Source organism: Metabacillus rhizosphaerae (assembly GCF_037201795.1).
Lineage (GTDB): Bacteria > Bacillota > Bacilli > Bacillales > Bacillaceae > Metabacillus > Metabacillus rhizosphaerae.
This window is the reverse complement of record NZ_CP147403.1, coordinates 1,068,724-1,094,898: the sequence shown is the minus strand read 5'-3', so window position 1 is coordinate 1,094,898 and position 26,175 is coordinate 1,068,724. Positions and strand designations below refer to the sequence as shown.

Annotated in this window: 25 protein-coding genes and 1 riboswitch; of the genes, 5 read left to right on the top strand and 20 right to left on the bottom strand. The window is 32.1% G+C overall.

Annotated features, from left to right (window positions below; genetic code table 11):
- Positions 1-115 precede the first annotated feature (115 nt).
- Complete coding sequence (locus tag WCV66_RS05245) at positions 116-385, top strand: DUF2922 domain-containing protein (protein ID WP_338788147.1); 270 nt, start codon at positions 116-118, stop codon at positions 383-385.
- A gap of 408 nt (positions 386-793) precedes the next feature.
- On the opposite strand, the gene WCV66_RS05240 is transcribed toward WCV66_RS05245, so the two are convergent.
- The 16 genes from WCV66_RS05240 to WCV66_RS05165 form a co-directional block, all read right to left on the bottom strand.
- Complete coding sequence (locus tag WCV66_RS05240) at positions 794-1,045, bottom strand: hypothetical protein (RefSeq protein ID WP_338788146.1); 252 nt, start codon at positions 1,043-1,045, stop codon at positions 794-796.
- A 431-nt stretch (positions 1,046-1,476) separates the two neighbouring features.
- Positions 1,477-2,718 (bottom strand): cellulase family glycosylhydrolase, encoded by a 1,242-nt coding sequence (locus WCV66_RS05235; RefSeq protein WP_338788145.1) that lies wholly within the window; start codon positions 2,716-2,718, stop codon positions 1,477-1,479.
- Between the two features lie 546 nt (positions 2,719-3,264).
- Complete coding sequence (locus WCV66_RS05230) at positions 3,265-4,641, bottom strand: sugar phosphate nucleotidyltransferase (RefSeq protein WP_338788144.1); 1,377 nt, start codon at positions 4,639-4,641, stop codon at positions 3,265-3,267.
- Between the two features lie 17 nt (positions 4,642-4,658).
- Positions 4,659-5,723: a glycosyltransferase gene (locus WCV66_RS05225; RefSeq protein ID WP_338789400.1), complete on the bottom strand. Its 1,065-nt coding sequence runs from the start codon at positions 5,721-5,723 to the stop codon at positions 4,659-4,661.
- A 54-nt stretch (positions 5,724-5,777) separates the two neighbouring features.
- On the bottom strand, positions 5,778-6,836 hold the full coding sequence (locus WCV66_RS05220) for a glycosyltransferase family 1 protein (protein ID WP_338788143.1): 1,059 nt from the start codon (positions 6,834-6,836) through the stop codon (positions 5,778-5,780).
- 319 nt (positions 6,837-7,155) lie between these two features.
- Positions 7,156-8,370 (bottom strand): polysaccharide pyruvyl transferase family protein, encoded by a 1,215-nt coding sequence (locus WCV66_RS05215; protein ID WP_338788142.1) that lies wholly within the window; start codon positions 8,368-8,370, stop codon positions 7,156-7,158.
- 44 nt (positions 8,371-8,414) lie between these two features.
- Entirely contained in the window at positions 8,415-9,887 is a 1,473-nt protein-coding gene (locus WCV66_RS05210) for an MOP flippase family protein (protein WP_338788141.1), read from the bottom strand.
- A gap of 19 nt (positions 9,888-9,906) precedes the next feature.
- On the bottom strand, positions 9,907-11,130 hold the full coding sequence (locus WCV66_RS05205) for a glycosyltransferase (protein WP_338788140.1): 1,224 nt from the start codon (positions 11,128-11,130) through the stop codon (positions 9,907-9,909).
- A 26-nt stretch (positions 11,131-11,156) separates the two neighbouring features.
- Positions 11,157-12,443, bottom strand: a complete 1,287-nt coding sequence (locus tag WCV66_RS05200; protein WP_338788138.1) for a hypothetical protein — start codon at positions 12,441-12,443, stop codon at positions 11,157-11,159.
- A 16-nt stretch (positions 12,444-12,459) separates the two neighbouring features.
- Entirely contained in the window at positions 12,460-13,665 is a 1,206-nt protein-coding gene (locus WCV66_RS05195) for a glycosyltransferase family 4 protein (RefSeq protein ID WP_338788137.1), read from the bottom strand.
- Between the two features lie 673 nt (positions 13,666-14,338).
- Positions 14,339-15,019 carry a sugar transferase gene (locus WCV66_RS05190; RefSeq protein ID WP_338788136.1) on the bottom strand — a complete coding sequence of 227 codons (681 nt, stop codon included), beginning with the start codon at positions 15,017-15,019 and terminating at the stop codon, positions 14,339-14,341.
- Positions 15,020-15,037: 18 nt separating this feature from the next.
- Positions 15,038-15,919: a UTP--glucose-1-phosphate uridylyltransferase GalU gene (gene galU, locus WCV66_RS05185; RefSeq protein WP_338788135.1), complete on the bottom strand. Its 882-nt coding sequence runs from the start codon at positions 15,917-15,919 to the stop codon at positions 15,038-15,040.
- Positions 15,920-15,935: 16 nt separating this feature from the next.
- Positions 15,936-17,264 (bottom strand): UDP-glucose/GDP-mannose dehydrogenase family protein, encoded by a 1,329-nt coding sequence (locus WCV66_RS05180; protein ID WP_338788134.1) that lies wholly within the window; start codon positions 17,262-17,264, stop codon positions 15,936-15,938.
- Positions 17,265-17,514: 250 nt separating this feature from the next.
- Positions 17,515-18,279: a tyrosine-protein phosphatase gene (locus WCV66_RS05175; protein WP_338788133.1), complete on the bottom strand. Its 765-nt coding sequence runs from the start codon at positions 18,277-18,279 to the stop codon at positions 17,515-17,517.
- Between the two features lie 123 nt (positions 18,280-18,402).
- Complete coding sequence (locus tag WCV66_RS05170) at positions 18,403-19,104, bottom strand: CpsD/CapB family tyrosine-protein kinase (RefSeq protein ID WP_338788132.1); 702 nt, start codon at positions 19,102-19,104, stop codon at positions 18,403-18,405.
- Complete coding sequence (locus WCV66_RS05165) at positions 19,094-19,840, bottom strand: YveK family protein (protein ID WP_338788131.1); 747 nt, start codon at positions 19,838-19,840, stop codon at positions 19,094-19,096. Before WCV66_RS05165 ends, WCV66_RS05170 begins: the two co-directional genes overlap by 11 nt.
- 829 nt (positions 19,841-20,669) lie before the next feature.
- On the opposite strand from WCV66_RS05165, the gene WCV66_RS05160 reads away from it, so the two are divergent.
- Both WCV66_RS05160 and WCV66_RS05155 read left to right on the top strand, forming a co-directional pair.
- Positions 20,670-20,801 (top strand): hypothetical protein, encoded by a 132-nt coding sequence (locus tag WCV66_RS05160; RefSeq protein WP_338788130.1) that lies wholly within the window; start codon positions 20,670-20,672, stop codon positions 20,799-20,801.
- A gap of 81 nt (positions 20,802-20,882) precedes the next feature.
- Complete coding sequence (locus WCV66_RS05155; RefSeq protein WP_338788128.1) at positions 20,883-21,326, top strand: VanZ family protein; 444 nt, start codon at positions 20,883-20,885, stop codon at positions 21,324-21,326.
- A 39-nt stretch (positions 21,327-21,365) separates the two neighbouring features.
- Here WCV66_RS05155 and WCV66_RS05150 read toward each other — a convergent pair whose 3' ends face one another.
- Positions 21,366-21,890, bottom strand: a complete 525-nt coding sequence (locus WCV66_RS05150) for a DUF3221 domain-containing protein (RefSeq protein WP_338788127.1) — start codon at positions 21,888-21,890, stop codon at positions 21,366-21,368.
- Positions 21,891-22,117: 227 nt separating this feature from the next.
- Between WCV66_RS05150 and WCV66_RS05145 the strand changes: the two genes are divergently transcribed.
- Positions 22,118-22,288 (top strand): hypothetical protein, encoded by a 171-nt coding sequence (locus WCV66_RS05145; protein WP_338788126.1) that lies wholly within the window; start codon positions 22,118-22,120, stop codon positions 22,286-22,288.
- Between the two features lie 51 nt (positions 22,289-22,339).
- Here WCV66_RS05145 and WCV66_RS05140 read toward each other — a convergent pair whose 3' ends face one another.
- Complete coding sequence (locus WCV66_RS05140; RefSeq protein ID WP_338788125.1) at positions 22,340-22,552, bottom strand: hypothetical protein; 213 nt, start codon at positions 22,550-22,552, stop codon at positions 22,340-22,342.
- A 663-nt stretch (positions 22,553-23,215) separates the two neighbouring features.
- Positions 23,216-24,109 carry an ROK family protein gene (locus WCV66_RS05135; protein ID WP_338788124.1) on the bottom strand — a complete coding sequence of 298 codons (894 nt, stop codon included), beginning with the start codon at positions 24,107-24,109 and terminating at the stop codon, positions 23,216-23,218.
- Between the two features lie 360 nt (positions 24,110-24,469).
- Positions 24,470-24,554, top strand: a riboswitch (cyclic di-GMP riboswitch).
- A 23-nt stretch (positions 24,555-24,577) separates the two neighbouring features.
- On the opposite strand from WCV66_RS05135, the gene WCV66_RS05130 reads away from it, so the two are divergent.
- Complete coding sequence (locus WCV66_RS05130; protein ID WP_338788123.1) at positions 24,578-24,709, top strand: hypothetical protein; 132 nt, start codon at positions 24,578-24,580, stop codon at positions 24,707-24,709.
- Positions 24,710-24,786: 77 nt separating this feature from the next.
- Here the strand turns inward: WCV66_RS05130 and WCV66_RS05125 are convergent, their stop codons facing one another.
- Positions 24,787-25,986, bottom strand: coding sequence for an SEC-C metal-binding domain-containing protein (locus tag WCV66_RS05125; protein WP_338788122.1), 1,200 nt, complete (start codon positions 25,984-25,986; stop codon positions 24,787-24,789).
- Positions 25,987-26,175: the final 189 nt, after the last annotated feature.

Here is a 26,175-nt window from a genome sequence, read left to right as displayed (position 1 = left end):
TTTATGTTAGAATAAATAAAAGCTCACTCTTTAATGAGCTCTCCTCTGAAATAGATATCCAACAACCTCGCATTTGACCTCCTTTCCTTCTAACCGTTAAGAAAAGAGGAGAAAAATGTCGAAAACATTAGAGCTTCAATTTTTAAACACAGCAGGTAAAACAGTGATAATCAGTGAGGATTCTCCAGTAGAACCAGGTGACCAAACTGCTCTTAATGCAGCAATGGATCAAATCTTAGCTGCAAATATCTTCATTTCATCTGATGGAGAATTTGTCTCAAAAAAAGGCGCAAGAGTTAATGGCCTTAATGTAACGGAATTATTTTCGACACTTCCTTTTTCATGTCCACTACGAGGGTTACAAACTTGCACATCAAACCCGTAGTGGTTTTGAAATTGGATAAACGTGTCCGTTAACTTTGCTTCTTCGGTTTTCGATCTCACTTTCTTGACAGCTGGAGTTAAATTATCAATCCTAACACTTCTAGGGACACCTTTTATTTGGGTAAATAAATGTTTTAACCCCTGAAGAAAACACTCCTGATTCTCGGATGGTAATGGTACAGCGAAACCTGTGTTACTATATGGAAAAGACATAACTAGAACGTGAGTATCCATATACTCTCCATCTTTAACAACTTCCATTACTCCAAAGTCTACTTGAGCTTCACTAGGAGGATGTTCTAAACGATTATGACCCTTATCAAGCTGTTCGTTATGACTGTTCTCCCAATCTGAAATAAAATAACAAACCGTTCTATATGATCCTTTAAAACCATGTCCCTGTAACTCTTTAAAATGTTCTTCGTAATTTCTTATTTAACTTACTATATTCAAAGAGCCAATCTGAAACAATTTCTCCCCACTTTTCAGTATGCATCATTCCTCTGGAATGCTTTATCTTTGATTCAGGTAATTGATCTTCGTCTGCGTACTTCTTAGCTGTTCTCCAATTAGTTCCTAAAGCTTCCTTAATTTTTGTTATAGATTGCCCTTTTTTGTTTCTTAGGTGTTTGATACAATTAATATCAGACATTGCTAGCATCCTTTCTACCTCCACTACCAAATTGCTCGACACAATTAATGTAGTGGGGCTTTAGGTGACTGGCAAGTCTTTTTTTATGCACATAATAAAATTAGTGCAGGACTCTGCAAAGCTCTGCACTTTTATTTTGCAATAAACAACTTACCCAAACATCCTTCGAAATATTCCTTTTACCTTCGCATCCAGTCCATTTAATAGATTAATACAAAATCTAGAAACCATTTTCAAATAAATATACACAATAATATACTTAATAGGATTTTTAAACAAATTAGGAGGATATAAGACGAACTAGAGTTGATTATGCAAATCCTAAGTTTCAGCTTTTTTGCAGGATAGGGAATGAGTTATGGCAATAAGATTTCTAGATTCATTACTAAAAATCAAGTAGAGAAAGATACTTTTAAACCTAAAATAACTTGCTCTACTTTTCATTCTTTATTAAGAATAATATACTGTGGACTGCTAGTTATTACTAATTTAGAAGGGATTTGATCTTTTTTAAAATTAATCTGTTCTCCCTCCATCATAAATATCTTACCTTTTATATTCTTAATCGGAAGATCTATTTGATGCTTTCTGCCAGAAGTCCAAGCTACAATTACTTTTTCTCCTTTTTTATTAATGAACTCAATAAAGTACTCATTAGAATTACTAGTCTCAATCCTCTTTGAAAATTCATAACCAGATAATATATATGTTAGAGTGTTTATTGCATTATAGGCTTTTTTAGAGAGTAGTACGTTATTTTGTCTTATTCCAAAGTTATGTTCACCATTATTTATGTCTGTTCCATCATTTTTCCAATCATATAAGATACTTATAGGCACGTCATACAAAAAATTAACCAAAAACATTCTAACAATATAATTAGCTTGTTGTTGTTCACTTAAATTTAGCCCACTCCATCCTTTTCCAGTTGAGTAGCCCCATTCACCTGAAACAATTGGAATTTTTTCATTTGTGTACTTTTTTATTAATCTCCTAAGAGATTGATAGTCTTTAGCCACTGTTTCAGGATCCTCTGCCCTATAAGGGTGAACTGATATTGCATCTATATAATCCAATACTCCCCTTTTAAAAATCTCTTCTAACCACATTAAGGATTCATAGTTTATTCCAGCGAGTGCGGGTGCTACAACAATACCGCTTGGGTCATTTTTTTTTATTACTTTTGATGCAGCCTTTACTAAAGATGAATACTCATTGAAATTTGGTTTTGGATTCCAATGTCCAATGTTCGGTTCATTCCACACTTCCCAAACTATTCCTTTGTTATTATATCTTGATGTAGTTGCATCGACATATCTTAAAAAAGCATTCCGACCTTTTCTTGTTACAATTGATTTGTTTTCTTCATAAATCTTATTACTATAGGCAAGTATATAATACGGACGTATCCCCTGTTCAACTAACTTATCAGTTAATAAGTCGTATCCATTTGTTTTAAAATCATAGTTCCCTTTTTCCTTTTCTATACTAGACCAAAAAAGATCAGTTCTTACTATTTTAAAACCAGCATCTGCAATTAAATCAATATCAATCGGGTTTCCTGTAAAATGTATACTTACACCTAAACCCTCAGGGACAGTTTCAGGAAATATGTCTTTATTAGTATCTGGCCACATTAACGAGAAACATAACACAACAATAAACGTAATTATTATTATCATTATAAATATTTTCTTGATCTGTCAATCCCCCTCTATACACATTTGTAACAATAGTCTATTTAATAAACACACAGGTTACATGGTTTTCGGAACTAGTTTAATGGGTTACGACTTTTATTACTTTTAAAAAAATCAAGATACGTTAAAAGGAATGTTATTGACACTTTTAAGTAACATTGATATAGACAAAATACCAGTACACATTCTACATTTTTATCAGTATGGATGTTTAAGGACTCAGAACTTTTTTGCATCAAAAAATTCCACCAATCATTGGAATAAAATGAATATATCTCTGTAAGTAGACAACATAATGATTTATGATCTTCACTTCTTTTTTAAATCAAAAATAGATTGAGGGGAGTAGTCCTTTCTTCTGAAATAACTTACCTTTTTATTCCACGGACTATCATTGAAATCGAAAGTTATGGTTTACATAATTTTGAGAATGAATTTTATCGAGAAATATTTTACATATGTTTATTAATAAATAAGAGAAGTATTATACGTATAATACTTCTTCTTCCAAAACGACACCCAGACAACCTATTTTATGGTTGTATCACAATATTCTTCAATTTCATCCCAAGTCATATAAATACGAACAATATCATCCTCGATAAGCTCAGGTCCACTTTGTACTTCAATAAACTCTAGATCAGATATAGCTTTTAAGGCGTGGTGATCACCATCTTGAATTTGCAACACATCTCCTGGTCGAACTACACGGAGTTTTCCATTAAATGCAAATACACCTTCACCTTTTACAATAGTCCATACTTCATTTCTTTGAGTATGAAATTGGTAACTTAAATTGCAACCTGCTTTAATCCTAATCCTCTTTGTTAATACTTCATTACCTTCTTTAAACTTTGTGTAGTCAAGTACACGATACCAGCCCCAACGACGCTCTTCATACATTGGACGATTATTAAAGTCTCCAACTAATTCCTTGATACGTGGACTTGCATCTTTATCTGAGACTAAAATTCCATCTGGACTTGCTGCAACTATAACATTTGAAACACCTAACACAGTAACAGGAATGTCTAATTCATTTATTAAATGTGCATTTTTGCAATCAATACTTATTACTCCCTTGCCAATTTGATTTGTATCCATTTCTTCTGTTAAAGTATTCCAAGTACCAAGATCTTTCCAATAACCATCGTATGGTAGAACTACTATTTTCTTAGTCTTTTCTACCACTTCAAAGTCAAAGCTTATTTTAGGAAGTTGTTGATATTGGTTTAGTAATTTATCGTATTGAATAGGTAATCCCTTTCGTTTGAGTAGATTAAGGATATATTCTAATTTAAAAGCGAAGACGCCACAGTTCCAAAGTGCTCCTTCAGATATTAGTCCTTTTGCTTTCCCCTCTGTAGGCTTTTCTGTAAAACGGCTTACTTTCATGTATAGATTATTACTAACTTCTTCAACAGGTACAATATATCCATATTTTGATGAAGGATATGTTGGTTTAACGCCAATTAAAGCCAAATCTGCGCCACTATCATTTACAATAATTTCTAACTTTTTAACTGTTTCAAAAAATGACGCATTAACATATGGATCAACTGGTAACACTGATACTACTTCGTTTAAATCAGCTTTTTTCACAGAGTATAAATATGATGCGGCTAGAGCAATTGCTGGAAATGTATCACGTCGACTCGGCTCTACAATTAAACTTGCTTCACTATTTAGTTGACTTTGAATTATGTCCACTTGAGATTTACTTGTTGCAATAACAGTGGAATTAGCCAAACTTGCATCACTTAACTGCCCCCAAACACGTTGGACCATTGACTGTAACTTATTATCTTCATTTTCTAACACCTTTAAGAATTGTTTAGATCTGGCATCGTTAGATAGCGGCCAAAGACGGGTACCAGAACCACCTGAAAGCAATACTAATCTCATACACTCACCTTCCTATCTTAATTAATTAATTCTCGATAAACAGAAATAATTTCATTATTCATTCTTTCACTTGTAAAATTCCTATTAAAAAATTCATACCCATTTATTCCTTTTTCTTCTAGGTCTGACTTTTTAATGCTATTCAAAATCTCTTTTAGGGTCTCCAATTTCTCTATATCAAAAACATACCCATTGTTATTCTGAGTTAGATCAGGTAGGGCACCTCGATTACTTACAATTATTGCTTTCTTATTTTTCATAGCTTCTATTGCCACTAGCCCAAACCCTTCCCATCTAGATGGGATTATTACAGCATCAAATAAACGATAGTATGAATCTAATTCATCATTATCAATCCATCCAAGTGAGATTACATTTGACGGAATATTAATTTCGGTATTTTTCAAAATGCTATCTCCGACTACATAAAGTTTAATATTATTGTTTTGATAATGATTAAATAAGTCAATAAGAATATCAAGTCCCTTTTGCCTATCAAACCTTCCTACAAAAAGAAGGTTAATTTTATTTGAATCTATCCGACATTGAATTTCCTTGATTTTAACTTCTTCCTTTATACCATTATTAATTAGAATAGACTTAGTACTAGGAAATCCTTTTTTTAATGAACGTACATGTTCATTTTGAGAAATATTAACAATTTTATCGGTTCTAAATGCTAAAATTATTTCGATTATCTCATACAACTTTTGTTTTAAGTAAGTAGTTTCCATTAAAAAGGACCATCCATGAGAACAATAAATAATTTTATAATTTTTCTTTCTAAATAAAAATGGCAATCTTACAAAAACTCCAGCAAACGTACTATGAACATGTACAATATCTGGTTTAATCCTTTTAACCTCTTTAAATATTGCAAGAATAGCTCTAAAGCTATTTTTTATACTTCTCGTATAATCATAAAAAATTATATTCTTACTTGGAAGATCAAAATTTTTTTCAGAGTTTGTACTGCTTAACATTAAATATACTTCTTTAATATCTTTTGATTGCTTTTGAAATTCAATAACTTCTTTTAAATAGGTTGCTACTCCACCTTTAACATACTCGCCAATGTGCATAACTTTCAAAGCAAAATAAACTCCCCTCATAGAAGGAATATAAAATTGTAATATTTATATTCTCAACATCTTTGCTTGATCTATTAACTGAGCTGCAGCTTTGCTCCATGAATATTTTTGTGCTTGCCGTAACCCCTTACTTTGAAGGTCCTTTCTTTCTTCGTCATTATTCATAATTATTTTTATCTTCTCTGAAAGTTCTTTAGAATCATATGGATTAAAATAAATTGCTGCATTCCCACATACTTCATGCATAGGTCCTACTTCAGAAACAATTACCGGACAACCTGTAGACATTGCCTCTAAAGGAGGTAAACCAAATCCTTCATAAATTGAAGGAAAAACGAAGCAACCTGCATTTAGATAAAGGCCTTTTAATTCTTCATCTGTTACATAACCTAACTTCCTAATATTATGATTTTCAATATTTGCTATATTAAATACCTTTGTATCAGTTCCCCCAGCTATTACGATATCAAAATCTCCATCATTTAAGTATTGAGTCGCCTCAACTAATGCTTTGAAGTTTTTATTTGGATGTAAACTACTCACAGCAAGGATAAATTTATGCTTTCTTAATCCAAACTTTTTAATAACATTCTCATTCTCTATAATGTTATCAAAGTGTTCCTTGCCCTCTGAAATAAAGTCTAATTTTTTTTCATTAATTTTTAGATATTTAGTTAACTCTCTAGCAGAAAATTGTGATATTGTTAAAATTTTTCTTGATAGCTTCGATATAAAATAAAACATTATTTTATACCAAATTCTAAATAATGTAGAAAATCCTTTAGGCGAAGCGTAAACCGCCGCATCATGTATCACAACAATCTGATTTTTTTTGAGAACAGGAGCAGTATTACAAAAATTAATTAACGGTCTTTCTTTTATATACAACGGGAGATTCAATTGCTCCCATAAATGACCACTAAAATTCCCTATTTTTTTTATTTTGATATTTTCAAAACTGTGGCTACCTTCATACTCTTTGGGAACTAATATTGTAAATTTAATTTCAGTTTGCTTATCTAACTCTTTGATGATTTCTATGGCAAATCTTTGGACACCCGTAACTCGTTGGGTGAGAAATCGTCCATTAATATATAATGTCATTTTAATACTCCTTCTTCTTCTTCTTCAATTTATATTAATTAGATTTAATTAATATAAATATAAGCTGGTAATTAACCAGCTTATTCTAAATAATCTTAAATTGTAAAAAGTGAGTTTTTAACTTATTTTCTAATTACTTAAAATACTCCATTTGTTTCTTAAGTTGATGAGTCTAAAGCAAGTCCATCCTTATTAGAATCCCGTTTCATTTGCTACACAACTTAATAGATAATGTCTTTATAATTTAAAGTTACTTATAAATTGTGGCTATTTAATAATTACTACATTTGTTTAGTCCACTCTGTACTAACTTTTTTGTTTACAATTGATTAATAAACTCCGCTGGTAATTGTGCTTGTTCTATTACTTTTGGAATACGCTCATTTAAATGACTTTTTAATTGTTCTCTGTTGTTCCAACATTTATTACTCATTTGAATTAATATTTCTGGTGTTATATCGTTAATGTCAATAACATGATCTTTTAATTCAAGGAGTTCCATAATACCTGTTGTTTTATGTTCATAATTAATAGCTACGGTTGGTATTATACTTGATAACGCAAATATATTAGAATGCATTCTAGTACCTATAAACATATCTACCTTTGAATATAAGTACTTTAATTCACGAGGATGAAAATCGAAATCAATTAATTCAGCTTCTGTATCTGGTATACCTGATAATATTTCTTTACTAATATTTCTATCATCATTAAATTTATTAGGCCCTAAAACTTGTGGCATCAATAGTACCTTAGCATTATTAATTTTTTCAAGATAGATTATAACCTCTTGAATACTTTTAATATATTTATCTCGATAATAAGAGGGATTATCAACCTCAGGAAAATTCCAGTCTCTCACTGTAATTCCTATTAATGGACCATTATTGCTGCTTTTTATATCTTTTAAAAGGTTATCTACATATATGGATTCTTGAGAATCCATACTAAATGCTGAGTCAGGTACAATTTCAATTGATGTTGTAACTCCCATTTCTTTTAATAATTCATATGATATTTTTTCTCTAACAAAAATTTTTGTGACGTTATTTAGAATTTTTTTAGTAATATTACTGATAAAATTATTATAAAATGGTCCAATCGATTGTGAGTAAATAATCACAGGCTTTTTATAATCCATTGCTGTTTTAATCTGAACTAGATGCTGTAATGTCATTAAACTAAAACCATGAGTTAACAAAAAACCACCACCACAACTTACAACAATATCTGCCCAAGAATAGTCTTCATCCTCTATGATGGGCCTTTGAGATTTATTTTTTAAGACTCTCATCATTTTCATAGTTAAAATTAGCTTCTCAAGCTTAGTAGTTTTTTCATGAATATTAATATTAAATATTGCTTCTCCTACGTTTACTCTATATGCATGTTTATCTATTTCAGGGAATCTAGTTTTTACCTTTATGTTACAATCAGGTATTTTTTTCCTCATTGAATCGATCATTGAAAGAATGATACCTGCATCACCTTTGTTTTTTGAGGAGTGTGCATTAATAATTAATATATTCAAGTTTCCTTCACCATTCCTTATGCAATATTGATATTTATAACCTATTAGTTAAAATTAATATTTTTTGATCTGAGTTTTCTTAACAATAGCCTTTTTAATTCATTAATCACAGAATTATTAAAATTGAAAACTATTAATACATAAACTAAGCCACCAATAACAACCTGAATAATTAAGTTGTAAACTGCAGGTATATCAGGAAGGATATTTCCAAACAACCATACAGCCCCCACCATTAAAACACTTCCTATAAATGCTGGAATGAATGTTTTAATATAGACCTTTAAACTTGGACCTAGTGTTTTGCTAATTAAGTATTTATAGCTAAATACAGTATAAAAAACTTGTAAAATTAGATATATATACGCTACACCCAAAACTCCTAAGAAATACGCACCTATAATAATACCTGGAATTTGAGTAACCATTTTAAATGCATTAAATTTAAAAGATAATTTTACATTTCCCGTGGCCATCATTAACGAACCTATAGGATTACCTATAGACCTTAATAAACCTACTCCACATAGTAATTGTACTAATTCTACACTGGGAATCCATTGATCCCCAAAAACAGTAGGAATTAACAAGGGGGCTGTAATAAACAATCCAAAAAAGATTGGAAAATTAATTAAGCTAACCAAGGTTAATAATTTAAAGAAATTATCTTTTAATTTTTGTGTATCATTTTGAATCCTTGAAAAAACAGGAAATATTACTCTTGTAATAATGGGATTAATTTTTGTTGATGGTAAAATAATAATGTTAAATGCCATTGTATAATATCCAAGGGCAGTAGAACCTATAAATCTACCAATTATAATGGAGTCAATCTTTGAGTTTAAGTAGTTTATTGAACTTTCACCGGCTTGATAAATTCCAAAGTTTAAAAAACGTTTAGTATCTTTGAAATTAAAATAAAAATTTGGTCGATAATAGCGTAAACCTATTATATTTAGAAGTATTGTTCTAATACATACAATTACTAGTAGTCCCCAAATAAGAGACATTACTCCGTAATTTAAATAAGCTGCTAACAATGATACTAATACACCAATTAGTGTTGAAACTATTTCTATTTTTGATAATAAGTTAAATTTCAATTCCCTTTGTAATAATGCTTTATATTGTTGCCCAAAAGGTGTTATTACAAAAATTAATACCACCCATATTAATAATTCATTCAATTGGTCTTCTTTAAAAAAGGTTGCAAAAAATGGTATTAATAACCAAATAAGGACTGCAATAAATAACCCACAAAAAATATTTAACCAATATAAACTTGAAAGTTCGTTTTTTGACACCTTTTCACTCTGAATAGTAGCATTTGAAATACCCATATCCATAAATAAATCAGCAATTCCAACAATAACTAATACCATTCCCATAAGTCCATAAGCATTCGAATCTAAAAGGCGACCCAATACAATTAATTGTACGAGCTGTAATATAACAATTGATATAGTTGAAAAAGTGGTCCATTTAACTCCTTGCATAACTTTTTGTTTAAGTGACATATTTTTTCCTCTTTTAATATTACTGATTTTCAAAAAAAAGTTTTTCTAAACTATCGTTTAATTTCAGAACGTTAAACTCTTCTTCAATTCTTTTTCTTCCTTCTTTTGAAATATCTGTTAATAAATTATTATTATTCATAATATATTCTAACTTATCTTTTAATTCCTCAATGTTTTTCTCCTCAACTAAAAAGCCATTTAAACCATCTGTTATTAATTCAGGAATACCACTATGATAAGTAGATAAAACTGGAATCCCCATTGCCATCGATTCCATTATAACTACTGGTATTCCTTCCATATCCCCATCTTTACTAGTTACACTCGGTACTAAAACTAAATCACTATCTCTCATTATTTCAATTATCTCTTCTTGTCTCTTCCAGCCCATTAAGTTAATATTGCCATTAGCTTCACAGGAATCTATTAAACTCGCTAATTCTTCCTTTAATGGTCCATCCCCAACTATATAGTAATTAATCTTGAAACCTTTTTTTAACAAATCGGAAATTGCACGAATACTATATTCTATGCCCTTTTTTTCTACTAAACGTGCAACAGAGACTATTTTTATTGCTTCACCTTTTGGTACTCTTTTGACATATGGGAATTTTTCAAAATTTACTCCCATACGATGCACCTTAATCTTTTCTGAATTGCATCCTAATCTAATCAATTTTTCCTTCCAAAAATTACTTATAGGCAAAAATATATCTCCTTTTTCAAAAAGCTTTTGATAACTTTTTTCACCGTTATCCTTTAAGTAAGTAGTCATATCATTTCCATGAAATGTGGTAAATACCTTTCCATTTAGAATCCCAATATCTTTTAAAAATGCACCAAGGATTCCATTTGGGCCAAAGTGACAATTAATAATATCATAAGAATTTTTTTGATTTAGCAAGGCAATTGTAGAATAAAAAAGTCTTAAAGAAAGAGCCTCTTTACCATATTTTAGAAAATTTAATGAATTTAGTATTTTTAATGGTTGCTTTGGAAAATATTTAGTGAATTTAATTACAAAAACCATTAACCTTTTGATAAAGCTTGATGGAACATTATAGTAAATTGTATTATCATTGAGTTTATATTTGATAATATCATTATGTTTTTTTATCTCCTGAGGAGCTTTATTAGCTAGGATAGAAACTGAATGACCTCTGTCAATTAACCCAGTTATCTGGTTTAGGACAAAAGTCTCGGAAAGCTTTGGGAATTCCCCCACAATAAATAGAATTTTCATTTAGTACTCCTTTTTTTAAAAATAAATTATATTCTCTTTAACTTATTATTTATGCTAAATTCATTTACGTTCATTCCAAGATAAAACCAGAAAAATATATTAAAAGGGAATATTTCAAGAGTATTTGTAAACAAACAAGAGGTTAAAACACCTACCAACAAAGAGATCGAAATAAGGTTTAAGCTACCTAATTGGAAGATAGTGTTATTATTATGCCTACGGACAAAAATAATAAAAATGATACTTATAAATAATAAAAATACAAAAATACCCAAGAGTCCCATTTGCTCGTAGAAAGCTAAGTATTGGTTATCGACAGCATAGCTACTGCCATTTGAACCAATAGAATTTAACCTTTTACTTGCTGCTCCTACTTCTCCTATACCTTTTCCAATAAAAGTCTCTAAATTTAGATTATTTTGACCACTCGAACCTTCAAACCATATATTAATTCTCTCTTTTAGAGAACTAGTCGATAAGAGAATTGTATTTTTTGCACTCATAATTAATAAAATCAAAGATATGAATGGAAAGAATATAAAACTAAGAGCTATACTTAATGTTTGCAACTTCTCTGATTTTATTCTAAAAGTAAATAATTGGTATATAAGTTGACTTATTATCCACAGTAATATAGCTGTCCTTATGGTAGCCAATAATAAGAAAATAAAAGTAATAACTCCTATTAGTTTTCTTAATTTATATTTTTTTATTATACTTTTGTCTTTCTCAATAATAAAACCTAAGAACGCTAGTAAAACTGCATAACCATCAGGAGTTCCAATAAGAGAAGGAAGTCTTGGGAGTCCCCCTATAAAATGCTTTACATTTACACCATATTCAAACCCAAAAGTAACAAGTCTATCAATACCAATAACATATTGTATAACCCAAACTGATATTATTACGAAATATAAAGTGATAAAAGTGTAATTTAAATATCTATTAATTCCTTTACTTAACATGTAACCTACAAAAAACATCGCTATAGGTATATAAGTTATTTTCACCCCATATACCCAAGTATATAAGTCTTTTTTAATAAAAATAAAATCTAGACTCCCAAAAATACAAAAACTTATAAAGAGACCTAATAACAAATAAACAAACCTGTAATTTTCATTTGAAAATACAAGTTTAAATAAACTAATTATAATCAAAAATATAAACAACAAATCTTTTAACGATCTAATAAATAAAGAATCAACATATATAGCAATTGTTCCATATAACGTACTATATATAAATATCATGATTATTAGAAATGTAATAACCCTGCTTTGTGAATTATTATATAAGTTTGTTAACTTCATGTTTTTTACCTCTTAGCTAGTTTTTAATAGCTTTTTTATCTATTACTCCTTTATATACTTCTATATATTTGCTTGCGATTAACTCACTATCAAATTTCGTAATAAAACCATTTAAATTATTAGATATTGATTTAAGTAAATCAGGATTAGAAATTATACCTTTTATTATGTTTTTCAAACTATCTGACTCTTTGGGATTATAAATAAAACCCGTTTGACCTTGAACAATTAATTCAGGTATTCCACCTAAATTTGTTCCGATTACTGTTTTTCCATAAGAATATGCCTCAATAATTACTCTACCAAATGGTTCATGCCAAAGTGAAGGTACTAGCATTACATCTATTTTTGGAATGATTTCTTTTGGATTAATAAATCCAAGAAACTTTATATTTGTAGGATATTTTCCCTCTTGTATATTTCTTTTTATTTCATCATCTTTTACTTTACCAGCTATATATAACTCAACATCTTTTATTTCTGAAATCTCCTCTAAAATCTTATTTATTCCTTTTGCCTTTTCTATTCTCCCCATATATAAAAACTTTATTTTACGATCGAAAGAATTAAATTCTGGATTTATTTTTGATCTGTTTGATAATTCCATTCCATTAAAAATTCTAGTTGAAGGAACACCCTGGAAATAGTCATTATCCTTAAATTTATTTATAATAAATTGGGAAATACCAACCAAATGATCAACATGATTTTCATTAGATAACTTTTGTTTATAAAAATTGAAAAGTTTACATTCTTTACAAGGAAAATCACAGTTTTCTCCATTTTTAAACATTGTTGTTTTTGAGCACATTAAACTATAGTCTCTTAAGGTGTGTATTAATGGCAGTTTATTTTCTTTAGCCAATATCCACGGCATCATTGAGAAGCCTGTAATATTATTTGTATGAATTATTTGTGGTTTTTCCTGATTAATAATCCAAGTTATCTTTTTCTTAATAAAATAGTTATAGTTATCTAAAGCATGCCAAAGTGATTTTTGAATATTATTTTTCTGTTCTTGATCAAACCAATACAAGTTTTTATTTTTGATATAATACACTTTTACACCGTTGACATAATCTTCTCTTTCAACTTTATCTGTGCAAACAATTACGGGATTTATACCTTTTTCTTTCAATGATTCTGCAAGTAATTGTACAGATTTTTCAGCTCCACCAATACTATTAGGATAATATAATGTATTAAATATTAAAACTTTCATTTCCCCCACCTTAAAGTAAAATTATTTTGTATTTTAAATATCAACCTTTTGGTTAGAGCTCTTTCTATATTTCACTATGTTAGCAGGGACACCACCAACCAGGAGTATATTACTATCTTGAAAACTCTTAGTTACACTACTGTTTGGTAAAATACTAATATTGTTTCCAATTCTAATATCGCCAATCAAAGATGTATTGCAACCTATTAGAACATTGTCCCCAATACAAGGAGCCTTATTATTATTATAATTTACACCTATGGTTGTTGATTGATGTATAGTTACGTTCGTACCAATTATAGCGTTTTTTGAAATAATTATACTTGTACAATGAGGAATAAAAACTCCTCCTCCTATTTTGGCTAAAGGATGAATCTCGACTCCTGTAACGTTCCGAAAAGGTATATAAATTAAGATAAATAGAATATATAAATTAATTTATATATTCTATTTTTTTTGTAAGCTAAGTAGTTCAGTACCCTATAAATTAGTAGAGCATTGATTCCATTATAATAGAAGAAACATAATAACTTATCAATTGTACTTCTTCCTCTTGTATACCTTAGAATATCCTGACGAAATTTACTATTATCCACTATTTTCAAATCCCTTTTCTCATAGATGTGCAGTACATAGAAATACCTACGATAGGATTAACCTAACGTAGGTATTTCTAGAAAGCATCCTTCGATCCTAGAATTAGCTTAAAAGTCTTGAATATAATCTTGAGATCAAAAAGAATAGTCCTATTTTGAATGTAATAAAGATCCAATTGGACCATTTCATTAAACCCAATACTACTTCTACCACTTATCTGCCATAAACCTGTACAACCAGGAGTTACAAGCAACCTCTGAAGATCATACTTCGTATATTCCTTAACTTCTCTAGGAAGGGGTGGTCTTGGGCCTACTAAACTCATATCCCCTTTCAACACATTAAATAACTGAGGAAGTTCATCAATACTTGTTTTCCGAATAAACCGTCCTACTTTTGTAACTCGTGGATCGTCCTTCATTTTAAACATAGCACCATCTACTTCGTTGTACTTAAGTAGTTCAGTAAGTTTTTCTTCAGCATCTGTAACCATCGACCGGAATTTAAACATCTTAAATTCTCTACCATTTTTCCCTATTCTTTTTTGCGAAAATAAAATCGGTCCTTTTGGATCTTCAATCTTTATTAAAAGTGAAATTATTATTAATAAAGCACTTAAAACAAGTAATCCAAATATTGATCCAATGATATCCAACGTCCTCTTTGATAAATTATATATAATTCCTGTTTTAATATCTTCTATTAATAATTTTCCAGTAGGCGAATTTAATGAACCATTCTTTGCTAGGTTAGACATCTCAATTAATCTCCTCACCTATAAACTTACTTTATTTTTCTCTACTAATTTGTTCATTAGTTTTAGTAACTGCTCTTTTAAATCATCATGTTTTAATGCAAATTCAATCGTAGTTTGAATAAAACCAAACTTCTCACCTACATCATAACGAGTCCCCTCAAAGTCGTAAGCAAAAACAGATTGTCCTTCATTTAATTGTTGAATTGCATCAGTTAACTGTATTTCTCCACCAGCACCTGTTTCTTGTTGTTCTAATAAATCAAAAATTTCAGGAGTTAAAACATACCGCCCCATAATAGCCAGATTAGATGGTGCTGCACCTATAGCAGGCTTTTCAACAAATCGATTAACTTTATGAAGATTACCGTCTTTTTCTAGTGGATCGATTATTCCGTAACGATGTGTCTGATCATCTGCCACTGTTTGTACGCCAATCACAGAAGATCCTGTTCTTTCATATTCATTTATGAGCTGCTTTAAACAAGGTGTTTCACCTTCAACAATGTCATCTCCAAGTAAGACAGCAAAAGGCTCGTCCCCAATAAACTTCCTCGCACACCATACAGCATGTCCTAGCCCTTTAGGTTCTTTTTGTCGAATATAATGTAAATTAATTTCTGATGATTGCTTTACTTTTTCTAATAGATCATACTTCTCTTTATCAATCAAATTCTGTTCAAGCTCAAAATTATGGTCAAAGTGATCTTCGATAGCACGCTTCCCTTTACCTGTTACAATAATAATGTCTTCAATGCCTGAGGCGATCGCTTCTTCAATAATATATTGAATCGTTGGCTTATCCACTATTGGTAACATTTCTTTGGGCATTGCCTTCGTTGCTGGTAAGAAACGTGTGCCTAATCCTGCTGCTGGTATAATTGCTTTTCTAACTTTTTTCATTTCTATTCCCCCTAAACTATTTAACGGTTATTAATTTTTCATTTATTAAAGGCGGTCTTCCAATAGAGTGATATTCTACCCTATGTTTCTTAACTTCCACCAGGTCAAAACAATTACGACCATCAAATATTACTGGTTGTTTCATATATTCTTCAAATGTACAAATATTTAAATCTTTGAATTCATTCCATTCTGTCAGTATTAATACTGCATCAGAATCTTTTATAGCCTCAATCGTATTAGAAGCAAAGTTAATCTTAGAATCTAGAATCTTTTTAGCATTCTCCATTGCAACAGGATCAAATGCAACAACGTTTGCACCTTTTTCAATCAAGTGTTTTGTAATGACAATTGAAGCTGCTTCTCGCATATCATCTGTATTTGGTTTAAACGCTAATCCTAATATTGCAATCTTCTTACCTTCTAAACTATCAAATCTTTCTTCCAATTTATTCAATAACATTTCTTGTTGTTTTTGATTAACCCTGACAACGCCTTTTAACAATTCAAATTCGTAATTTACGTTTCCTGCAATTTGAATAAGTGCCTTTGTATCTTTAGGGAAACACGAACCTCCGTAACCAATACCTGCATTTAAGAATTGAGAACCAATTCTATTATCCTGTCCCATTCCATTTGCAACTTCTTCTACATTTGCCCCAACTTTTTCACATATGTTTGAAATTTCATTAATAAAGCTAATCTTAGTTGCAAGAAATGCATTTGCTGCATATTTGATCATTTCTGCACTGCGAATATCTGTTTTAAATACCGGAATGCCAAAGGGTTTATTAATTTCTTCTATTATATTTGCAGCAGCTTCATTATCAGTACCAACAACTATTCTATCTCCATTAAATGAATCATAGATGGCAGCACCTTCGCGTAAAAATTCAGGGTTTGATACAATATCAACCTTTACGTTATTAACAAGATTTTTTTGAATTACCCCTTTAATCCAATCGTTAGTTCCAACAGGTACCGTACTTTTTGTAACTACTATTACATCCTTTTTAACGTGAGTTGCAATATCTTTTGCAACTTGTTCAACAAAAGAAAGATTTGCTGAACCATCTTTCTTTTCCGGAGTACCCACTGCAATATAGATAACATCTGCACCTTCGAAGCCTTCATTATGGTCTGTTGTAAAAAACAGACGTTTTTCTTGTATATTTTTTTTCATTAGTTCATCTAAACCTGGTTCGTAAATTGGAGATATGCCTTCGCGCATCTTATTAACTTTGTTCTGATCAATGTCAATGCACGTAACATTATGTCCAATTTCAGTTAAGCATGTACCAGTTACTAAACCCACATAGCCAGTTCCTACTACTGCAATTTTCATATATATTCACCTTTTTCTAAGTAATTTTAAAATTTAAAATATCTAACGGAAAAGCACTTATTACGAATCGCTCTTTCGTTAAATATCTTTAACATCACGAAAAGCTGTATATATTATAAATAGAGTATTAGGCATCTAACCCCTCCTCACATCACACTTTTGACAACAAGTGTCTAAGGTACGCAAGGTACCCACAATGTAACCGAGTGCCTCCATTGATAAAGGTTAGGAGACATCACCAATGAATTAATTAGAATATACCTAGAAATTTCTTCCGTTTAATTTGACTTGGTTCTTGTTTATACACCGTTTGACCCTGTAAAAGTAGTTCAGCATTTTCTTTAAAGTAATATACAGCTTGGCTACCAAATTCTTTTTCTATTTCAGATATTGAATCCCTCATTTTAAAACTTCTAGTTGATATATTATGGGCATCAGAAGATATAAAGTGAGTCAAATTTGATTCAATCAATTGTAATGAAAACTTCTGAATCTTCTTCCCGAAGTGTCCGGTAATACTACCCGCTGTAACTTGAGTAAGAGAGCCCTTCTTAACAAGGTTAAGTAATTTATCAGGATTTTCAATTACTTCTGAATTTCTCTCCGGATGAACAATTAAAGGAGTTAACCCTTTTAATTGAATATCGAACAAGAGTTTTTCTGCATACCTTGGAATATGTCCTGAAGGCAATTCAATAAATATATATTTTGAATGATTAAGAGGAAGAATATCTCCTTTTTCCAGGTCCTCTAGCATCTCCCCGTAAATCCGTGTTTCCTGACCTGGTAAAACTTCTAATGGGATATTCTCTTTTTGAATTAAAAGGTTGAGTTCAGTTACTCTATTTATAATGTCTTGTTTCTTATTAAAATACTTCCCATTCTGATGATGAGGTGTAGCAATAATCTTCGTAATCCCCTCTTCAACCGCCAACCTCGCCATATTAATCGCATCTTCCACAGTCTGAGCACCATCATCCACACCAGGCAATATATGACTATGAATATCAATCAAAGGTCCCACCCCCAACGGAATTTATTGGTTATTCTCTATTTCTATTTCCCTATAATTTTAGACTGCAGTAATCGTATCACGGTCAAAAAACAAAGAAAAGGGGGGTATTTTGTCGAAATATGACTATTTTCCCCCGTAGTAATAATAATATTGACTATCTTGTATCTTCTTGTTGTTTAAAACTACTCCTAAGATCTTCGCTTTCGCACTATCAAGAAGTTCCTTCGCTTTTTTCGCAGAATCTATCTCTGTTTTCCCGCTACTAACAACTAGAACAACACCATCTGTTAAATTAGATAATACTTGAGCATCGGTTACAGCTAACACTGGTGGAGTATCAAGAACAATTACATCATACTCATCCTTAGCCTTTTCCAGTAATTGCTTCATCCCCTTGGAGCCTAAAAGCTCTGATGGGTTTGGTGGAATTGGTCCACTAGTTAACAACCATAGATTATCCTGAGCAGTTGTTTTCACTGCTTCTTCAAGTGTTGCTTGTCTCGTTAGTACATTAGATATACCTACATGGTTCTCAGTACGGAATGTATAGTGAGCAGTCGGTTTTCGTAGATCGGCATCGACTAATAATACACGTTTTCCTTGCTGAGCAAACACAACGGCTAAGTTAGCAGTAGTTGTTGACTTCCCTTCAGCCGGACCAGATGAAGTAACAATCATTGTTTGCAGCTCTTCATCAACACTAGAGAATTGAATATTTGTACGAATTGTACGAAATTGCTCTGCTATTGGAGATTTCGGACTTGTCATAGATATTAAACTTCTATTTTGTAATTGAAATAATTGCTTTCGATCCTTACGAGCCAACTGACTCACCTCGCGTTCTTATCATTGATGACTTATTTGCTTGTTCGTTTACTTCGCCATCCATATTAATCGTAGTAATAGCACCTAATACCGGAAGTCCAAGCTGATTTTCAATGTCTTGTTCTGTTTTAATCGTGTTATCAAGATATTCAAGTAAAAAGGCTAAACCAACTCCAGCCATTAATCCTACAACTAAAGCAATCGCCATGTTTAATACTGGCTGCGGCTTTATTGGGGATGGATCTTCACCTAATTGAGCTTGCGTTAAGATTGTTACATTATGCACATTCATAATTTTTGAAATTTCAGTTTGAAAAGTTGTAGCTATTGAGTTTGCAATGTTAGCTGCTGTTTGTGGATCTTCATTTTGAACTGTAATATTTACAACCTGTGAATCCTGTTCACTTGAAACAGTAATTAATCCATTCAGGGCTCCTGCTGACATGTCTAATTTTTCTTTCTGAATGACTTTATCTAAAATTGCTGGACTTTTAATGATAACGTTATATGTGTTTATTAACTGAAGGTTTGTTTGAACCTCACCGGGATTATATGTCTGCTGATCGTTCTTTGATTGGTTCACGAGAATTTGTGTTGAGGATTGATAAATAGGTGTTAAGAGAAAATAACTAACTATTCCACTAGTTGCCGTTGCAATAGCTGCAATAATTATAATAAGTGAGAGACGTTTCTTTAATGTACGAAACAGCTCTTTCAAGCTGATAGTTTCTTCCATGATAACCTCCAAAGATTTTAATCTATTAATTTAGTATGACTAGACTATTATAAAGAAATTTGTTGACTATATCTACAAGAAATCTACAATTTTTTACAGGAAATACTTTAATTCTTCTTGTTTTTCACTTGCAGGATTTATTCTACCATCTTTTTGTCAGCTTTTTTACAGTTCTTTTGGGGTAATTTGTACCAAAACTAAATGAAAGTGTTTCCATCGTTGATTTTATGCAATTTACAATTTTAAACTTTTTTTGAATTTATTTTTATCCCATTTTTAACTGGTAGAAAATCCTATCTCTTGATACTTGAGAAGCAATGAAAATTGATGAGGTAAAGATCTGTAAGCTACTTTCCATCGGTTGATAAAGAAAACTCAATGGTGAAAGTCTCGCTTTATAATCCATTTGCTGCGATTGTTACAAGTGCACCGATCACGATTGCTAGAAATGGAAACGAATATGTGATGAGTTTTTTCTAAATTCTTTTTTTCTTGAGATTTCTTCTGGTGTTGCCCAATTTGCCATCTTTTTGACCCCCATTTTTTCGACAAAGTTGTCGAATCTTATCTTTATCTCTATATAATATTTCGGCTTGAATTTCTTTTTATTTAATCGTACCTACACTTCAACTATATAGGTATTACGAACTACTTGAATATACTTTGATTTTTATATGTACTCAATAGAATCATATTGGTAATTCCTTTCGACATCTATCTACAATTAGTTATACCTTCATTTGTTCTGTAAAAAGAACAAAATGTTTCGTTTTTGGTTTTTATTACGATGTATTTATCTTAGTAATAGATTTAAAGGAGGATAAAGATAATGCCATTAGTACAATTGAAAGAGATGTATACACCACTTCGTTTGTTTGGGATCAAGCTGTTTAAGTGTAAGCAGGATGGTAAGAGGTATATCAAAATGGGTAAAAAATCAGTTAAAAGAATGTTTGCTTAGGCATCTCGTGTAGATGCTTTTTTTATTTAGAGGAATAAATAACTGAATTCGTGTTTATCCTCATATAGAGGTGAGCTGTAGTTGAAGATCTTTATTGTTATGTTATATATAGGAATGCTTTTACTGTTTACATGTACGGAGAGTTTGTTTTTGTTCATTACAGAGCATGAGCTACATTTTCAGTTTACTCGCTATCCAAATTTTGCTGATTTTTTTCTTAATGATCTTAGTAGTCTAAACGATATTACATATGTTATTCAGAAGCTTGGCCATTTTATTTGTTTTTTCTTTTTGGCTATGTTGCTTTATTGGGCGTTGCAGCACTGGTTACTGGTCGTTGTTATTTCTGTAGGCTTTGCTTTTTTGACAGAAGTGGTGCAGTTGTTTTTTTCACGGAGTGGCAGGCTGTTGGATGTGGTTTATGATGTAGCAGGGTTGATGGTGTTTATTGGGGTATATTTGTGCTTTCGGTTTGTGGAGTGGTTATTTAGTAAGGTTTTTATATCTGAGGTTAGGAGGCATTAGTTGTTGATTAGCGCTAATGCCTTTTCCATTGGTTTTTATTTAGTATTTGTCTTCTATTGTAATTTCTTCTTTTTCTCCCATGATAGAATCCACCTGTATATTCCATGTGTCTGTTTCCTTGTTATATTGAAAGACTGATAAGATTGGGGTTTTTAATTGTTTTTTACTAAGCGCTTTATTTAGCGCCTGTTCCTCAGTGAGGTCTGCTCCACTTGGTTTGTGGCTTTCTAGGACCTTTACTTCTATTGCTTCTGCTTGGCCTGGGTAGGATTCTAGCATGACTTCGTAGGAGATGCTGACTTTGTCTCCGATCTTAAGCGTATCTGGTGTATTTGAAAAATAGGCTGGGCCATTGGATTGAGTGGCTTCCTTTGGATTGGGGTTTACGACTAATACTGTATTTGCTGTCCTTTCAACGACATAGCCTTCTAGTTGCATGCTTGTTGCTGGGTCTTCTATGGGTGGTTGTTCGTTTGTTCCTGTTGTTGTGGGCTGGTTGTTTCCGCAGGCGAATAGTCCGATTGTTGATAATGTGATGAAGATGAGGGCGAGTTTTCTTTTCATTATGGGTCCTCCAATATGATATGTAATAAACATCACAGCTTTATTATCATTAGACGATTTATTATGTGAAGAGTTACAGTTTATCCCGATAGGCTTAAACTCATAAAGAAAACGCTATCAAAATAGGGTGTTTGCCTTATGTATTTTTTCATGAAGTATTCGATAATTTAGGGTAATGGAAAAATTTTCTGAAAAGTGATGACGCAAAGCTATAGGGGTCTCTGCTTATGAAAAGCCAGCGAGCTTCCATCAAAAAGATAAAGGAGATTGGTTTGATGACTTGGACAACACCTGAAGAGATAGAGAGAATTAGAAAGAGAAAGAAAACTCTTCTTGTGATCTCACTTCCTGTTGTAACAATTGTATTGAGTGCAGCATTGACGCTATTATTAAATTAATTTTTTTCTTAGAAGAGGCCTAACTTGGCCTCTTTTTTCGTTTTCTTGTGCTTACTTTAGATACACTTCGAGACTCATTCCGTTTACATGGCTCTTCCAAACCTTTTTATCTAGCTTCTTTGGTTCTTTAAATTCATCAATAAAGATTAGGTCTGAGCCTAATAATGCGGTTAATTCAGCTAGGTTATGGATTTTCTTTATTGAATGTTCATCATGATGAAAGATGACAGTGACTCTGCCTGCGTTACCTGACGTTGTTCCCATGCTTTATGCCTCCTATATTTTACGGACTTATTGTTAGTTTTAGTTATTTCTAGCTGATTTATTATTAGTTTGAATAGGCTTTATTATGTGCTGGAAAAGAATAGAATGATATTGCTCAGGTAATGTTATAATTGTGAACTCTGGAGGGGCACTACTCTTTATGATGCATTTTTCTTTAGAAGTGGAATTAACATTTTTCGTTTCTTAGACTATTGATCATGGCCTCGCTTTTAAGGAAATTGAACTCCTTTCAAAACGGCTTAGTGAATATGCTAATAAGCTGTGATTTGTGACAGATGGGTATAAGCTCTGGTGAATCATTGAGAAATCTTATAAAACCAGTTCTTATTCTTTAGTACAATAGGAACTGGTTTTTTACTTATCACTGAACAATTGTAGTTCTATTTAATTATATTTTGAAAAAACTATTTACTTTGAAAGCGTTTTCAATTACTATAAGGACAAGCTTAAATAAGAAGTTACTTTTACATATGAAGGAGTGTTGATCATGGAAGAGCGAGGAAATGTTTTTAACGGGATTATGTGGGGGATGTTACTAAGTATTCCATTGTGGTTGTCATTCTTTCTATTATTGAAAACTATATTTTAAATACATTCGTTTATATAAAGTAATCCCTCTCAATCACGTGAGAGGGATTTTTATTATTTAGGTAACAGTCCTGCACCAATTAAACCCGCCTTTTGATCCAATAAAGCTGGCTTTAGGATGAAGGATTCTCTTAAGCTTGGATACAAATACTGCTTTGTTTTTTCAATTAATGGTTCGAGAATAAGATCTTTGGATTTCATCACACCGCCGCCGATGACGATTACTTCTGGGTTTACTGTGTGGACGATATTCGCGAGACCAATCGCAAGGTAATTGATCGCTTCGTCGAGAATCTCTTGTGCTGCTTTGTCACCTTGTTCTGCAAGTTGGAACACTCCCTGGGCGCCGTTGGTTACGCCTAGGCGTTCTTGTCCGATGCGACCAATTGCAGTGCCGCTTGCGAGACCCTCTAACGCACCTTTATTTAGACCAGGTCCTTGGTAAGCATTCGGATCTGGATTTACGATCATGTTGCCTATTTCCCCGCAATTTCCTTGCGCACCTGACACGAGCTGGCCATTGTTAACGTACCCTCCACCAACTCCGGTGCTAACGGTTACAAAAAACACGCTGCTAGCTCCTTTTCCTGCGCCAAGTGTTGCCTCTGCAAGAGCAGCTGCATTTGCGTCGTTTTCTAGTTTTACTGGTAAACCTATTTTTTCCTCTAGCATATTTACAAGTGGAATGTTTACCCATCCTGGTAGGTTTGGTGGCTCGATGATGACGCCTTCGAATGCGTTGAGAGGACCTGGAGAGCCTATGCCAACTGCTTTGATTTCGTATTGTGTCTTTAACTTGTCAATCACTTCTGTCATATTATTGACCGCATATTCCGGTCCCTTTTCTGCCTCTGTTGGGCGGCTGTGCTCCTCGATGATTTCTCCTTGTTCGTTGAAGAGGCCGATGCGCAGGTTTGTTCCGCCTAGGTCGATTCCGATTGTGTACATGTTGGTTCCTCCTTGTGTGTGTCGGGGACAGTCCCTCATCGCTTTAAAGCGTTGGGGGACTGTCCCCAATTTAGGTATCTATTATTCCTTCAATCTCCTCTATTACTAGAGTCAATCGAATATCTATTATTTAGTTTATCAGTGTGAAGAAATATTGAAAGCGTTTTTTATTGTTAGTTTCTATCTTTTTTTGGGGTGATATTTTGTGGGAGGGACATTGGTGGGGACTGTCCCTCTTCATTTTTATTATTATATTTAAAAGGCTTGGCGCCTTTTTTGATAATAGTTTCTTCCTAGAATACATTAAAAGATCTTTATAGGTTAAAAGACCTATAAAATTCGACATATTTCAGCCGATATAAGACAAAATGGCAAAATCACTTAAAAGTGATGACGCAAAGCTTTAGGGGCCTCTGCCTTAGGGCAAAGCTAGCCAGCTACCATCATACCTAAAAGGAGAACAATTTGATGTCAAACCATTATTGGGCAACACCTGAGGAAATTGCTAGAATTAAAAAGCGAAATAAAACGATTTTGTATATCTCTTTCCCAGTTGTTACATTTATTTTAACCGCATTATTCACATTATTGTTGAACTAAAGTTGATTTTACGTGAAGTGATGCCTTTCCCATTGGTTAAAATAGGAAAGGCGTTTTTCATTTAATAAACCTAGCACTTATTTCCGCTTTTTATTAAAAGGAGATTCTTCATCTTCTGAAAAAAGGTCTTCAAGATCAATTTCATCATCGTCTATTTCCTCAAAATCATCCTCATCAAAATCGTCTAGATCATAGTCAGGTAAGTAGTATGAATCATCTTCTTCCTCCATGAAATCATACAGATCTGCTAACTCACTTGCTAAGCTTTCTTCAAGCTGATGATACGCTTTTGATAAAGAACCCTTGCTTACTTGATAAATCTCAGCTAGGTCTGCTTGTGTATTGAAAGTAAAATAAGGTAGTTTTTGGTCTATAAAATAGTGTAATGCTGAAGCATAGACTTCAGGTTTACGGATAACTGGTTTTTCTTTTGTACAGAAGATATACCACAACGTGATACCTAAATCCCGGAATTGCTTTGGTAGATCTTCTTCCTCGTTTTTCTCATTGTACAATTTTGCTACAGCTTCATACTTTGGGTTCTCCCAATTTATTTGTTCAATGTCTGGGCCCTCTCCCATTTCGCCTACAATAATACTTATAATAATGCTCGGAAAGGCATCCAACATAAATGACTCGTGTATTGCGTATTCACTTTCATCAAAGATATTTAAAATCTCTGAAGTCAGAATTGGTGTTTCATTCGCGTCGAAGTCAAGGTACTCCGTGAAATAAGTAAAATCAGTACCATACGGAAGCAAAAAGCCAAGAAGTGATCCACCCACTTCGAGATTGTCATTTTTTCCAGTTAGCTTGACCTGCTTCTTTTCGTTTGTAAAGATGTCCTCAACCACTAGATGGAGATCGTCGATGATGTCCGTTATGATTGAAAGAGAGGCAGTTGTTTGATCCCACGCTTCTAGCTGATTGAGTGTAGAACTACGCAATGAATTCTCTCTCTTTTTCTCCTCAATGAACTGACTAAAAATCGATTGACCATGATCAGATCTAATTGAAAAGATTGTCCAAACAGTTAGGAAAAATGTAAGGAGTTCTTCCTCTTCCTCAAGTAAATTTTCATCATCTAGAAAATCATCTAACACATCAGTTAGTAAGCTTTCATGCACGTTATTAGCAAAAGCCAACAATTCAAATTGTAGTTTATTTAATTCACCATCACGAATATGATTCAGTGATACTACGTTATTATTCATACAGCATTTCTTATACTTTTTTCCACTACCACAAATACAAGGATCGTTTCTATTTATGCTCATAGATACACCGCCTTTTGTTGATATAGTTCTATTTTAACAGGGGGAATAGGGTTGTTATATAAAAAAGAAGTAGCAACCTACTATTTATGTAAGGAGACTACTTCTCATAATGAAATTTTTAATTGAGGAGTTATACTAATTGTTTTTTCTCTGGATCTGAAGCGTATAGAGGGATTTGGTGGATTTTGA